The organism is Saccharospirillum alexandrii (assembly GCF_043641555.1).
Lineage (GTDB): Bacteria > Pseudomonadota > Gammaproteobacteria > Pseudomonadales > Natronospirillaceae > Saccharospirillum > Saccharospirillum alexandrii_A.
This window is the reverse complement of sequence record NZ_JBHZRJ010000002.1, coordinates 776,442-790,221: the sequence shown is the minus strand read 5'-3', so window position 1 is coordinate 790,221 and position 13,780 is coordinate 776,442. Positions and strand designations below refer to the sequence as shown.

Genomic DNA, 13,780 nt, shown 5'->3' with positions numbered 1-13,780 from the left:
AAAAAGAACGGTGATCATTTGGTGGTAAAATCCGGTCAATTGAGATTCTTTTCATTGAGACAGGACGAGTGAAACGTTATGCCAAAGGTCGGAATGGAACCCATAAGGCGCAAGCAACTGATCGACGCAACGCTTGAGTCGATCGGTGAGGTGGGCTATAGCGCAACAACGGTGCAGAGCATTGCTCGCCGGGCCGGCGTATCGGCTGGCATCATCGCGCATTATTTCGGGAACAAACTGGGCTTGCTGGAAGCCACTATGCTGGAATTGCTGCAGCAGCTCAAAGTGGACCTGCTGACCCGCTTGCCAGAGAACCCGACCCCTCAAGATCGTTTGGCGGCGATCATTGCCACCAACTTTTCAAAAACACAGACCGACAGCCTCTCGGCCAAAACCTGGCTGGCGTTCTGGAGCAGTGCCATGCATGAACCGGCCTTTGCCCGGTTGCAGCAAATCAACAAATCGCGTTTGCACAGCAATCTGCGAGTCAGTTTCAAGGCGCTCGGTCACGACAATCCGCATCTGGCAGCCACCTCGCTGGCGGCTCTGATTGACGGCTTGTGGTTGCGCGGCGCCCTTACACAGGAAGGCATCGACGCCGAGCAGTGCATCGCGGTGTGCCGTCATCATGTAAACCAGATGATCGCCTCGATTCCGTCCAAACCCAATGTATTGAAGGAGTCTGCCTGAAATGACAGCCCCGGCCACGTCTGCCTTGTTGCAGTCTTTTATCGATGGTGCCTATCGCCCCAGCCAGTCTGGTGAAACCTTTCCGGTCATCAACCCGGCCACCGGTGCCGTGTTGTATCAGGTTGAGCAGGCCGATGCCGCTCTGGTGGATGCCGCTGTGCAATCAGCGCAACGCGGCTTTGCAACCTGGTCGGCCATGAGTGCCATGGAGCGTACCCGTATTCTGAATAAAGCCGTAGCTCTGTTACGCGAACGCAATGATGAACTGGCACGCATTGAAGTACTCGATACCGGCAAACCCTGGCAGGAAGCCAGTGTGGTTGATGTCGTCACCGGAGCCGATGCCATTGAATATTACGCCGGATTAACGTCCGCTATTGAGGGGACGCATCACGACCTGGGCGGCGATTTTTTCTATACCCGGCGTGAACCGCTGGGCGTGTGTGCGGGTATTGGCGCCTGGAATTACCCCTTGCAGATCGCCTGCTGGAAAGCCGCCCCTGCACTGGCCTGCGGTAACGCTATGGTGTTCAAGCCTTCAGAAGAAACGCCGATGGGCGCTGCCAAACTGGCTGAAATCTTCATTGAGGCGGGCGTGCCGGCCGGTGTATTCAATGTGGTGCAGGGCGATCATCGTGTCGGCCAGGCACTGACGGCTCACCCGGACATTGCCAAAGTCTCCTTCACCGGTGAAGTCGGCACGGGCAAAAAAGTCATGGCCGATTCAGCGAGTACGCTAAAGGGCGTCACCATGGAACTGGGTGGCAAATCACCGCTGATCATCTTCCCCGATGCCGATCTCGACAACGCTGTGGGCGCGGCATTGCTCGCGAACTTCTACACCCAGGGCGAAGTCTGTACCAACGGTACTCGCGTCTTCGTGCATGCCGATATTTACGATGCGTTTCTTGAAAAGGTCAAAGACCGGACTGAGCGCAATGTCGTCTTTGGCGACCCCCTGCATCCGGACACCAACATGGGTGCGCTGATTTCCGCAGACCATCAGGCCAAGGTACTGGCCGCCATCAAGGCAGGTGTCGAGTCCGGTGCTCGCCTGGTGACTGGCGGTGATGCCGTTCATCCCGAAGGCTTTGAACAGGGCTATTTCGTACGCCCGACGGTGTTTGCCGACTGCACCGATGACATGCCTCAGGTGCGCGATGAGATATTTGGCCCGGTGATGTCTGTTATGAAATTTGAGGACGAAGCCGAGGTGATCGCGCGCGCCAACAAGACCGACTACGGCCTGGCGGCCGGAGTCTTCACCAGCAATATTCAATGCGCGCATCGGGTTGTTGGCCAATTGCAGGCGGGTATTTGCTGGATCAATGCCTACGGTAATTCCCCGGCCGAGATGCCGGTGGGCGGTTACAAGCATTCGGGCATTGGCCGCGAGAATGGCCTGGCAACGCTGAACCACTATACCCAGATCAAATCGGTTTACGTGGGTATGGGGCCGGTTGAGTCGCCGTTTTAAACAGCACCGCGCCAGCGCGCTGCATGATATGAATTGAGTGGGTATTTATTGGATATGACTGTTTCGTTCGATCAGACAACGGATTACATCATTGTGGGCACGGGCTCGGCGGGTTGCGTGCTGGCCAATCGACTGTCGGAAGACAGCGATGTCGACGTTCTGGTGCTGGAGGCCGGCCGCAAGGACGACACCTGGAAAATACACATGCCTGCGGCGCTGACCTACAACCTCGGCGATGAAAAATACAACTGGTATTACCACACCGAACCGCAAGCCCACATGAACAACCGCAAACTGTACTGGCCGCGCGGCAAGGTTTGGGGTGGCGGTTCCTCATTGAATGCCATGGTTTATATTCGCGGCCACGCTTACGATTACGATCGCTGGCAGGAGGAGGGCGCCGAAGGCTGGTCTTACGCCGATGTGCTGCCTTATTTTCGCAAGGCCGAAACCCGGGAAGTGGGCGCCGACGATTACCGCGGTAGCGACGGCCCCCTGAACGTTCACACCGGGGATCAGCCAAACCCCCTGTTTGGTGCTTTCATCGAAGCCGGCCAGCAAGCCGGGTACCCACACACCAGCGACATGAACGGTTATCAGCAGGAAGGCTTCGGGGTCATGGACATGACCATCAAACAGGGCAAACGCTGGAATACCGCTCAGGCCTATTTACGCCCGGTTCTCGACCGCTCCAATCTGCGTGCGGAAACCGGTGCCATGGTGCAGCGAATTCTGTTTGAAGGGGATACCGCCGTTGGCGTTGAGTACGTTCAGAATAATAAAACCGTGCGCGTCAAAGCAAAGCGGGAAGTCATTCTCAGCGGCGGCGCCATTAACTCTCCGCAATTGTTAATGCTCTCCGGCATTGGCGATGAAACCGATCTTAAAGCGCTTGGCATAGATGTGGTAGCACACCGCCCGGGCGTCGGACAAAACCTGCAGGACCATCTGGAATTGTATGTGCAGCAAGCCTGCACGCAACCGCTGACGCTGTATAAGTACACGCATCAGCCTCATAAGACCATCGCCGGTGTGACCTGGTTTATCAACAACGACAAAGGCGCCTGCCGTACAGCTCACCTTGAGGCCGGTGGCTTTATTCGGTCCGAAGCCGGTGTTCGTCACCCGGACCTTCAGTTTCATTTTCTGCCTTCCCAGGTCATTGATCATGGCCGGGTAGATCCTCAGGTGCATGCTTACCAGTGCCATGTCGGCCCAATGCGCCAGACCAGTCGCGGCTACTTGAAACTGAAAACTGCGAACCCGGCCGATCACCCGATTATTCAGCCCAACTTGCTCAGCACTGAACGTGATCGCTGGGAAATGCGTCAGGCGGTAAAACTGACCCGGGAAATTCTGGCGCAACCGGCGTTCGAGCCATTTCGCGGTGAAGAATTGCAACCGGGTCCCGCTGTGCAAAGCGATGAGGAAATTGATGCCTTTGTTCGCGAGAAAGCCGACAGCGCCTATCACCCGTCCTGTACCTGCAAAATGGGCGCAGCCGATGACCCGATGGCGGTGGTGGACAGCGAGGCGCGTGTTTATGGGGTTAAAAATCTGCGCGTTGTCGATGCGTCCATCATGCCAAGTGTCGTCAGCGGTAACCTGAACGCACCGACCATTATGCTGGCCGAAAAATGTGCAGACCATATTCGTGGCCGTACGCCAATCACCCCGTCAACGGCGGCGGTATGGGAACACCCTAACTGGAAAACGGCACAACGCTAAAAGGGAGCCTGACCCTCAGGATCGTCATAGAAGACATTAACCGAGTAAAAAGAGGATAGAAAAGATGACTGTTTCAATCGCAAAGAAACTCACCGTTGCCATTGCCCTAACGGGCACTGCTGGCATTGCCATGGCCAATAGCTGTGAAGAAGTGCGTTTTGCCGACGTAGGCTGGACGGATATTACCGCAACCACAGCGCTGACCTCCGTTGTACTGGAAAGCATTGGCTATGAAACTGAAAGCCAGTTGCTGTCAGTACCCGTTACCTATCGCTCTCTGGAAAACGGTGACATCGACGTATTTCTGGGCAACTGGATGCCCACCATGGAAGCAGACATCGCACCTTATCGGGATGCCGGCACCATCGACATTCTGGGCACCAACCTGGAAGGCGCCAAGTACACCCTGGCCGTGCCACAGTATGTGTATGACGCTGGCGTACAATCCTTCGCAGATATTGCCGAATACGCCGATGAATTTGATAACCAGATCTACGGTATCGAGCCCGGCAACGATGGTAACCGCCTGATCCAGAGCATGATTGATCAGGATGCGTTCGGCCTGGGTGATTTTGAAGTGGTTGAATCGAGTGAATCGGGCATGTTGTCTCAGGTTGGCCGCGCCGATCGTCGCGACAACTGGATCGTGTTCCTCGGCTGGGAACCGCACCCGATGAACGCCAATTTTGATCTGGCCTACCTCGACGGTGGCGACGACTTCTTCGGCCCGAACTACGGTGGCGCTACCGTCCACACCAACGTTCGTAAAGGGTACGCTGAAGAGTGTGCCAATGTTGGTCGCCTGCTCTCCAACCAGACTTTTACGCTGGCCATGGAAAACGAAGTAATGGCACTGATTCTGGATGAAGGCATGCGCCCGAATGATGCCGCCACCCAGTGGCTTTCTGCCAATTCCGATGTGCTCGACGTCTGGCTCGACGGTGTCACCACCCTGGACGGTGAAGCCGCTGCACCAGTGGCAAAAGCCGCGCTGCAGTAATTTCCCTCCCGATGACCGAGCGGCCCTTTGTGGCCGCTCCTTTCAACGAGACTGAGACTGACTATGGAAGCTTATAAACTGCCCCTGGGTAGAACCATGGAGCGCTTTGTCGATTGGCTGGTCGATTCCGGTGCCTGGTTTTTTGATAGCCTGGCGATTGCTCTGGAATGGTTAATAGACGGCGCAACCGACAACCTGCTTTTGCTGCCACCCTGGCTGTTCATCGCGATTACGGGTGTGATGGCCCAGTGGTTGCGTCGCAACACCGGGCTCACGGTCTTTACTGTTTTATCTTTCTTACTGATCTGGAATCTGGGTTACTGGGAAGCGACGATTGAAACGCTGGTGATGGTAGTGTGCGCCACCAGCCTCTGTGTGTTGATTGGTGTTCCGATTGGCATTGCCGCGGCACACCGGCCTTTGCTGTATACCCTGTTGCGCCCGGTTCTGGATCTGATGCAGACCGTACCTACCTTTGTTTATTTGATACCAACGCTGACGCTGTTTGGATTGGGTGTGGTCCCCGGGCTGATTGCCACCATTGTATTTTCCATCGCTGCGCCGATTCGGTTGACCTATCTGGGCATTTTTCAGGTACCCAAAGAACTGGTGGAAGCCGGTAAATCCTTCGGGTGTTCCAATCGCCAGCTGCTGTGGCGCATTGAACTGCCTGCAGCGGCTTCCAGCATCGCCGCCGGCATTACCCAGTGCATTATGTTGTCGTTGTCGATGGTAGTCATTTCCGCACTGGTGGGTGCCAATGGCCTGGGCAGACCTGTGGTACGGGCGCTCAACACCGTAGACATTGCCAGCGGGTTCGAAGCGGGCCTTGCCATTGTCTTGCTGGCCATTGTGCTGGACCGTCTGCTGAAACAAAAACACGAGGTGAGCTGATGATTGAATTTAAAAACGTCGACCTGGTGTTTGGCAAGAACCCGGAGCGGGCGTTGCCCTTGCTCGACCAGGGTTACGATCGCGATCGGTTGCAGAGTGAAACCGGGTTGGTGCTGGGGGTCAGCCAGGCGAATCTGAAAGTAAACAAAGGCGAGATTTGTGTATTGATGGGCCTTTCCGGTTCCGGAAAATCAAGCCTGCTGCGTTGTGTCAACGGTTTGAACCCGGTTACCCGGGGTGAAGTGCTGATTGAGCATAAAGGTGAGGTGTTGAATTTCTTCGATGCCGATCATCAGACCCAGCGCGAAATTCGCATGAAACGCATATCCATGGTGTTTCAGAAATTTGCGCTGATGCCCTGGTTGACGGTCGCTGAAAACATTGGCTTCGCCCTCGATATTCAGGGGTTGTCAAAAGAAGAAATTGCCCGCCGGGTTGATGCACAGCTGGAACTGGTTGGGCTGACCGAGTGGCGTAACCATAAACCCAGTGCGTTGTCCGGCGGTATGCAACAGCGGGTCGGTTTGGCCCGGGCACTGGCGACCGAGTCCGATATTCTGCTGATGGATGAGCCTTTTTCTGCGCTTGACCCGCTGATTCGCCAGCAATTGCAGGAAGAGCTGCTGCAACTGCAATCGCGCTTGCAAAAAACCATTGTGTTCGTCAGCCACGATCTGGATGAAGCACTCAAGCTCGGCAATACCATTGCCATCATGAAAGATGGGTGCATTGTGCAACAGGGCAACCCGCAGGATATTGTGCTGAACCCGGCGACTCAGTACGTTGAAGATTTTGTGGCGCACACCAACCCCTTGCACGTTCTATTGTGTGGCGATATTGCCGACCCGCTAACGGCGCTGCCAGCAAAAGACGACCATTATTGTATCGATACAAAACAGGATTGCTGGTTCAATGCTGACACCGGTGCAGCACGGTGTCAGAACCAAGCCATAACAGTTCAACGCTGGCAGGATGGAGACTCGATGGCTGACTTGAAAAAGGCTCCAACCTTCGTCAGTGCCAGTGCCAGCTTTCATGAGGCGCTGGAAATTCGCCACCGGACGGGGTTTGTCGTGCTGGTAGAGTGCGACGACCGTTCACTCAAGGTGATTGGTGACGATCAGCTTTACCGTGGGTTGCTGGGCAACCTGGGCTGAAACACTGCGTTTTATTGTGCTCCGCTAAGGCAGGCTACTGACAAACCCCGTACACTGTCCGCTCGTCGATTTTGGAGGGTGAACATGCGGGGCTTGTTGCTGGCCATCAGTGCTTACGGTATCTGGGGCTGCTTTCCTTTGTTTTTCAGTTTGCTGGCCAATGTGTCAGCGTTTGAAGTGCTGGCGCACCGGATCGTATGGGCCTATGTGTTTACGGGGCTGGTCATTCTGGCCCTGGGTAGACGCAAGCAACTGGCTGCCCTGATTGCCAATCGCCGTGCATTGGCCTGGCTGTCGTTGTCGGCCGCGCTGATTACCATTAACTGGCTGGTGTTTATCTGGGCGGTGTCGGCGGGGCGGGTACTGGAATCGAGCCTGGGTTATTTCATTACGCCTCTGGTCAGTTTGTTTCTGGGCCGCCTGTTACTGAAAGAATCCATGAACCGGTGGCAGGTAGTCGCCGGGGTGGTGGCTTTGATTGCCGTGCTGTTCGAACTGATTGCCATTGGTCGTTTGCCTTGGGTTTCCCTGGTGCTGGCGAGCAGTTTCGGGTTGTATGGGCTGGTGCGTAAGATGCAACCTGTCGACAGCCTGAACGGCTTACAGGTTGAAACCATGGTGGTCGTGCCGGTTGCACTGTTGTACCTCCTCTGGCTTTGGTCGGCGGGCCAGATGATGTTTGCGCAATCGCTGAGCGATACCCTTCTGTTGATTGCGGCTGGCGCGGTAACGGCCGTGCCACTGCTGTTATTTGCCGCCGCTGCCCGTCGGCTGGATCTGATTGTGGTCGGATTCATCATGTACCTGAACCCGACGCTGCAATTTCTCTCTGCGGTGTTCATTCTCGACGAAGCCTACCCACCGCAGAGACTGCTGACCTTCGTGCTGATCTGGATCGCCATGGGTTTCTTTATGGCCGGTCTGTGGCAAGCGCACCGTCGCGCCCGGCAAGCAGTGGCCTGAACACAGGCCGGCCGGCCAACTCTGGAAACCAGAGCTCTCAATATTACCGCTACTCTGAATTTCATTATTTATACCGTTATCTATCTTGGTGTTTTCTGCAACTGCTGGTAGAGCGTTTCAGCCAGCGCTTTCAGTTCCAGCGCCTGGTCGGCGGTCATGTCGGTCTGGCATACCAGTGCGGCTGGCACATCCGCCGCTTGCTTTTTCAAGGCCAACCCAGCATCGGTCAGCGTGATGGTCTTGCTCCGTTCATCGGTCGCTGCGCGACCGCGAATCAGCAGACCTTTCTGCTCCAGCCGTTTCAGAATAGGGGTTAGGGTGCCCGAGTCGAGCCGGGTCTGGTGTACCAGGGTGCGAATGGGAACGCCGTCCTCTTCCCAGAGCGACAGCATGACCAGATATTGCGGATAGGTCAGGTCCAGTGGTTCCAGTAGCGGCCGGTAGGCGCGAATCAGAGCGTTGGTCGCAGAGTAGAGTGCGTGACAAATCTGATTTGTCAGCTTCAATTGGGGCAGGGCGTCGGTGTTGTCAGTCACTTAGGCATCCGGTCGTGGTCATTAGGCTTATAGTTTGCGCACAAGGTATTGACGGGTCAAGGCATACCCTCTATTATTTTGTGCACAAGATAGTTGCGTGCAAGATAAAGCACTGGCTTTGTAAGTTTTGGCCCGATGCTCCGACAAACTCACTGCAAACAAGGGAAGTAACCATGAAAACCTTTTTTATCATTCTGGCCGTCCTGATCGTGCTGGCTTTTATCATGATTTATGTGCAGAACAGCCGGACACCGGTTCTGGGCCATAGTCAGGGGCGGCTGAAACCCTTGTCATCGAAGCCGAATGCGGTATCGACCCAGGCAGATGATGTCGCTAAGCGGGTTGCACCCTGGCCATTCAAGGCCGATCAGGAAGCGACAATGGCCGCCATTCTCACCGCGGTGAAAAGCTATGGCGGGGCCGAAGTCATAAAACAGGAAGCCGATTACCTTTATGTCGTCTTCACCACCGATCTGATGAAGTTCCACGACGATGCCGAGTTCTACCTCGATGCCGATGCCCGGGAAGTGCATTTCCGGTCGTCCAGCCGGGCAGGCTATTCCGACCGGGGGCTGAATCGTCAACGCCATGAAAAACTGACAACGCTGTACCAGCAAATTCAGGACTAACTGACAGTAGGATGGTTATGAAACCTTATGATCTGATTGTAATCGGCAGCGGGGCCGGTGGCCTGACGGCGGCTTTTACTGCCCTGGGTTTTGGCAAGCGGGTACTGATTGTTGAAAAAGACCGGCCGGGTGGCGAGTGCACCTGGTCGGGCTGTGTGCCAAGCAAGGCGCTGATCAATCAGGCCAAAGAGGTCCACATTGCCCGCAAGTTCGCGACCATTACCGTTGATTCTGGCGCCATTCTTGAGCGAGTACGAGCCGTTAGCGAGCATGTCTACGAAGAGGAAACCCCCGAGGTTCTGCAAAAAGCGGGGGCTGACTATGTGAATGGCTTTGCCCGTTTTATCAGTCCGACGCGGATTGAGGTGGGTGACAAGACCTACGAGGGTAAGAAATTTGTGCTGGCAACGGGCAGCTCACCTTTTGTGCCACCCATACCGGGGCTGGACCAGGTCGATTACCTGACCAATGAGAACTTTTTCCAGCAAGCGACCCTGCCTGAAACAGTTATCGTATTGGGGGGCGGGCCTATCGGTATGGAGCTGGCCCAGGCAATGCACCGGCTGGGCGTGCAGGTTACGCTGGTAGAGATGATGCCGGAAATACTGTCGCGGGAAGAGCCAGAATTTTCAGCACTGATTCGTCAGCGCCTGGCGGCCGAAGGGGTTCGGTTTGAAGTGGGCACCAAGGCGGTTGGTGTTGAAAAAACATCTGCTGGCGTGCGGCTGAACACCGAGAAAGGGTCCGAAACCGGTACCCTGGAAGCGGACAATTTGCTGGTGGCCATTGGCCGGGCACCCAATGTGAACGGCATGGGCCTGGAAGACATCGGTGTTGATGTCGACAAGGGGGTGAAGGTCAATCAGCATTTGCAAACCAGCGTTAAAAACATCTACGCCTGTGGTGATGTGGCAGGGCCTTATTTGCTCAGTCACATGGCCAACTTTCAGGGCAAGATTGCCGCCATGAACGCCATATTGCCGATCAACCGCTCGGTGGATTACAGCCATGTCGCCTGGGCCACCTTTACCGACCCGGAATTTGCCCGGGCCGGGCTGACAGAGCAGGAAGCCCGGGAGCTGCATGGCGACAGCATTCGCGTCTACCGCTACGACTTTGCCAAGTTGGACCGCGCCAAGACAAAAGCCGGCGATGTCGGCCTGATCAAGCTGATTGTCAGCAGGCGGGGCAAAGTGCTCGGGGCTCACATTATAGGCGAACGGGCCGGTGAGCTGATTGCCGAGGTACAGGTCATGAAAACCCTGAATCTAAATTTTGGCAAATTGCAGAAAGTGATCCATCCTTATCCTACTTACGCTGATAGCTTGCGTCAGCTGAGTCAGCAGGTGTTTCTGGATAACATTTTGAAACATCCTGTGGTGAGCTTCTTTCGTAGTTTTGGTAAGGCAGAAAAGCAGACATCCGAGTAAGTGAACAGACAGTCTTCAGAGTAAGAGAGCAGGGGCAGTCCCGGGGGTTACCCGCTGAGTCGACCCTGCTCCAACTGCTCCCAGCCCGCGTTTCCTTCCCCTTTTCGCGGGCTTCTTTTTGTCTGCGACATTAGTCTTCCCGAAACGCATCCAACAAGCCGGTACTGCCAGCCCGCTGCCGAATCCACTGGCGCACCCTCTGAATGCCGGCTTCCTGCCGGCGGCTGGTTTTGTAGGCAAAGTAGAAGCGGTCACCGGTGATCAGTGTATGGCAGGGCAGGCGAATCAGGTCCGGGTCTTCACTGGCGTTGTACATGTAGTCGTTGGTCAGGGCCAGGCCCTGGTGGTGCCGGGCCGCCTCCAGAGCCAGCAGCATGTGACTGAAGTGCTGATACCGGGCGTTTGCTGGCAGGCTTAAACCGCCTTCGGCCATCCAGCGTCGCCAGTCGTCTTTCTGCTCTCCGAAGAGGGAGTAAGTCGACAGAAGCGGGCAGCGCATCAGCAATAGCGGGTCTATGGTGGCCGGTTCCGGTGTGTCAATCAGCCCTTCCTGATACAGATCACTGCACAGCTGTTGCCAGTAGGTCCGGCTGCAAATGGGGAACAGCCGCTCTGTGTAGAGCAGGTCGGTGGTAAAACCGCGTTGATCGTCGTGCAGGGTGATAAAGCAGTCTGCGACCCGGTCTGACAGCTGCGGCGACTCGTTCATCATTTCCAGTTGCAGGTCGATCTCGGGGTGCTGGCGTTGCAGGTAGGGCAGGTTAGGGATGAGCCAGCGAACGGCGAACGAGCTGAACAGGGCCATGCGCAGTTGGGTATCCGGCTTGCCCTGCAATTGCTCGCTGGCGCGCTCGATCTGCAGCAGGGCATTGGTTACCCCTTCCAGATAGTGCCGGCCGGGCTCTGTCAGCGCCAGGTAACGTCCCTGGCGGGTAAACAGATCCTCGCCCAGGTAGCTTTCCAGCAGGCGAATTTGATGGCTGACGGCGCTCTGGCTAACCGCCAGTTCATCGGCCGCCCGGCTGAAGCTGTTAAGCCGGGCTACAGCTTCGAAAACGGGCAGAGCTTTCAGGGGAGGTAACTTCATCGGCGGGTGATCCGGCTAATATCTAAAATACTAATACCATAAAGAAAATATCATTTTTCTCAATACTTGAGTGGCACTAGACTCCTGGCATGGATTGGGATCGGGCCGGTTGGCGCGTTCTCAGTAATCAGGATTTTCAATCGGGAGTGTATCGTCATGCCGGGCAGAACCATCAACAGCGCAATCTGGTTGCTGGTCATCGGCAATGCGCTGGCGCTGGTCTCCGATGCGCTGATCAAGTGGCAGGGTAGCGACGTCCCGATATTTCAGTTCATTTTTGTCCGTACCCTTTGTGCCATGACCATCCTGTTGCCGCTGATGTCGATGATCGATCGTCAACGGTTGTTTGCGGGCTGGCGCATGCATCTGATACGCGCGCACATCAGTCTGATGGGCATTGCCTGCATGGTGGTGGCGCTGGGTACTCTGCCACTCGCCACGGCGAATGCGCTGTTCTATGCAGCGCCCATTCTGGTGATGGTCATCGCGGTGGTGTTTTTTAATGAAAAGCTGACGCCGCTGAGTCTGTTTGCGGTGATCAGCGGCTTTGTTGGCATTCTGGTTATCTTGCGTCCGGTAGCAATCAGTTGGAGCAGCCTCAGCGCGATTGGGGTTGCGTGTTCACTGGCGATCAACATCGTGTTGATTCGTAAATTGCCGGGGGGTCAGTCGATGGTGCATACGCTGCAACTGACTCACCTGCTCATGCTACCGGCCGCCTTTTTATTAATGATGTGGGAGAGCGAGCCGTTCGACTGGACAATTCTGTTCACCGCCTTTGGTTCGGCGTTTTTCATCCTGTGCTACAACTTTACGGTGCTGATGGCCTACCGCTGGGTCGCGGCCAATGAAGTCACCAGCGCGGAATACACCGGCTTGCTGTGGGCCTTGCTGGGAGGCTGGGTGTTCTTCGATGAGGCGCCCGATCTCTGGTTCATCATCGGGTCGAGCATGATTGTGGTGCCGCTGATTCTGATTGGCCTGAAGGAACGCAAGCGGGCCAAACTGCCAGTTCGGCAGGGCAGTGTGACGCCCTGAGCCAATTTGGGATGTATCGCCATGAGCCCGCACCGGAGGGCAGGGACACTCTTGCGGGGGCGCTGTAGATACACCCATGTAAGCTTAACTTCGGCATCCCTGCCTCAGATACCCCCGCAAGAGCATCCCTGCCCTCCGGCGCTCAGGTTCGTGCAAACTCGGAAAAACCTATACGGCAAATTACATCGTATGGAAAAGTCGGTGTTACTACTCACTGCAGAGCAAAAATTCCAACAACGCTTTCTGCGCATGCAAGCGGTTACCCGCCTGTTCCCAGACCACAGAACGCGGATCGTCGAGCATATCCATGCTGACTTCCTCGCCGCGGTGGGCGGGCAGGCAATGCATAAAGACAGCCTCTTTGTGGGCTTTGTCCATCAACGCCGGGGAGACCTGCAGGGATTCAAATACCCGAATCCGGTCGTCGGCTTCCTCTTCCTGACCCATGCTGGCCCATACATCGGTGGTGACCAGATGTGAGTTTTCCACTGCTTCCACCGGATCGCGCATGATGTTTACCCGGTCACCGGCCTTGGTCAGCAGTTCAGCCATGGGTTCAAAGCCTTCGGGGCAGGCGATGTTCAGCTTGAAATCGTACAACATGGCGGCGTTGATGTAGGAGTTGCACATGTTGTTGCCATCGCCGATCCAGGTAACGGTTTTGCCCTGAATCGAGCCGCGCGCTTCCTGATACGCCTGCATGTCGGCCAGCAGCTGGCAGGGGTGGTAGTCATCGGTCAGCGCATTAATCACCGGCACCGTTGAATACTCGGCAAAGGTTTCGATTTTTTCATGCTCGAAGGTGCGAATCATCACCGCGTCGACCATTTGCGACAGCACCCGGGCGCTGTCTTCAATGGGTTCGCCCCGCCCAAGCTGGGTATCCCGGGGTGACAGAAAAATGGCACCACCGCCCAGTTGCATCATGCCCGCCTCGAACGAGACCCGCGTCCGCGTCGAGGACTTCTCGAAAATCATGCCCAGCACCCGGTTCTTGAGCGGTTCGAACACGTCGCCGCGCTTGAACAGGCTTTTCAGTTCACCTGAGCGCTGAATCAGGAACCGCAATTCATCCGGGGTGAGATCATTCAGGGTCAAAAAGTGCCTGACGGACATGGGTGGGTGACTCCGTTCTGGGGTTAGTGGCCCCG

Annotated in this window: 13 protein-coding genes; 10 read left to right on the top strand and 3 right to left on the bottom strand. The window is 55.8% G+C overall.

Going from position 1 to position 13,780, the window contains the following annotated elements:
- Positions 1–78: 78 nt before the first annotated feature.
- The 7 genes from betI to rarD all read left to right on the top strand — a co-directional run bounded on the left by betI (position 79) and on the right by rarD (position 7,909).
- Positions 79–690, top strand: coding sequence for a transcriptional regulator BetI (gene betI, locus ACHUE7_RS09515; RefSeq protein ID WP_213678323.1), 612 nt, complete (start codon positions 79–81; stop codon positions 688–690).
- 1 nt (position 691) lies between these two features.
- Entirely contained in the window at positions 692–2,167 is a 1,476-nt protein-coding gene (gene betB / locus ACHUE7_RS09510; protein WP_394169754.1) for a betaine-aldehyde dehydrogenase, read from the top strand.
- 54 nt (positions 2,168–2,221) lie between these two features.
- Complete coding sequence (gene betA, locus ACHUE7_RS09505) at positions 2,222–3,895, top strand: choline dehydrogenase (RefSeq protein ID WP_394169753.1); 1,674 nt, start codon at positions 2,222–2,224, stop codon at positions 3,893–3,895.
- 64 nt (positions 3,896–3,959) lie between these two features.
- A complete protein-coding gene (locus tag ACHUE7_RS09500) occupies positions 3,960–4,895 on the top strand; it encodes a choline ABC transporter substrate-binding protein (RefSeq protein ID WP_394169752.1) in 936 nt (311 codons plus the stop codon).
- A 63-nt stretch (positions 4,896–4,958) separates the two neighbouring features.
- On the top strand, positions 4,959–5,789 hold the full coding sequence (gene choW / locus ACHUE7_RS09495; RefSeq protein WP_127554926.1) for a choline ABC transporter permease subunit: 831 nt from the start codon (positions 4,959–4,961) through the stop codon (positions 5,787–5,789).
- Positions 5,789–6,946, top strand: a complete 1,158-nt coding sequence (gene choV / locus ACHUE7_RS09490; RefSeq protein ID WP_394169751.1) for a choline ABC transporter ATP-binding protein — start codon at positions 5,789–5,791, stop codon at positions 6,944–6,946. The genes choW and choV overlap by 1 nt, the downstream gene beginning before the upstream one ends.
- 84 nt (positions 6,947–7,030) lie before the next feature.
- Positions 7,031–7,909 (top strand): EamA family transporter RarD, encoded by an 879-nt coding sequence (gene rarD / locus ACHUE7_RS09485; protein WP_394169750.1) that lies wholly within the window; start codon positions 7,031–7,033, stop codon positions 7,907–7,909.
- Between the two features lie 80 nt (positions 7,910–7,989).
- Here rarD and ACHUE7_RS09480 read toward each other — a convergent pair whose 3' ends face one another.
- Positions 7,990–8,445, bottom strand: a complete 456-nt coding sequence (locus ACHUE7_RS09480) for a MarR family winged helix-turn-helix transcriptional regulator (RefSeq protein ID WP_394169749.1) — start codon at positions 8,443–8,445, stop codon at positions 7,990–7,992.
- A gap of 173 nt (positions 8,446–8,618) precedes the next feature.
- On the opposite strand from ACHUE7_RS09480, the gene ACHUE7_RS09475 reads away from it, so the two are divergent.
- Both ACHUE7_RS09475 and ACHUE7_RS09470 read left to right on the top strand, forming a co-directional pair.
- On the top strand, positions 8,619–9,074 hold the full coding sequence (locus ACHUE7_RS09475; protein ID WP_394169748.1) for a DUF1499 domain-containing protein: 456 nt from the start codon (positions 8,619–8,621) through the stop codon (positions 9,072–9,074).
- A gap of 17 nt (positions 9,075–9,091) precedes the next feature.
- Complete coding sequence (locus ACHUE7_RS09470; protein ID WP_394169747.1) at positions 9,092–10,504, top strand: dihydrolipoyl dehydrogenase family protein; 1,413 nt, start codon at positions 9,092–9,094, stop codon at positions 10,502–10,504.
- Positions 10,505–10,634: 130 nt separating this feature from the next.
- Here the strand turns inward: ACHUE7_RS09470 and ACHUE7_RS09465 are convergent, their stop codons facing one another.
- On the bottom strand, positions 10,635–11,591 hold the full coding sequence (locus ACHUE7_RS09465; protein WP_394169746.1) for a LysR family transcriptional regulator: 957 nt from the start codon (positions 11,589–11,591) through the stop codon (positions 10,635–10,637).
- A gap of 156 nt (positions 11,592–11,747) precedes the next feature.
- Between ACHUE7_RS09465 and ACHUE7_RS09460 the strand changes: the two genes are divergently transcribed.
- Positions 11,748–12,629: a DMT family transporter gene (locus tag ACHUE7_RS09460; protein ID WP_394169745.1), complete on the top strand. Its 882-nt coding sequence runs from the start codon at positions 11,748–11,750 to the stop codon at positions 12,627–12,629.
- Positions 12,630–12,836: 207 nt separating this feature from the next.
- Here the strand turns inward: ACHUE7_RS09460 and argF are convergent, their stop codons facing one another.
- On the bottom strand, positions 12,837–13,745 hold the full coding sequence (argF, locus tag ACHUE7_RS09455) for an ornithine carbamoyltransferase (protein WP_394169744.1): 909 nt from the start codon (positions 13,743–13,745) through the stop codon (positions 12,837–12,839).
- Positions 13,746–13,780: the final 35 nt, after the last annotated feature.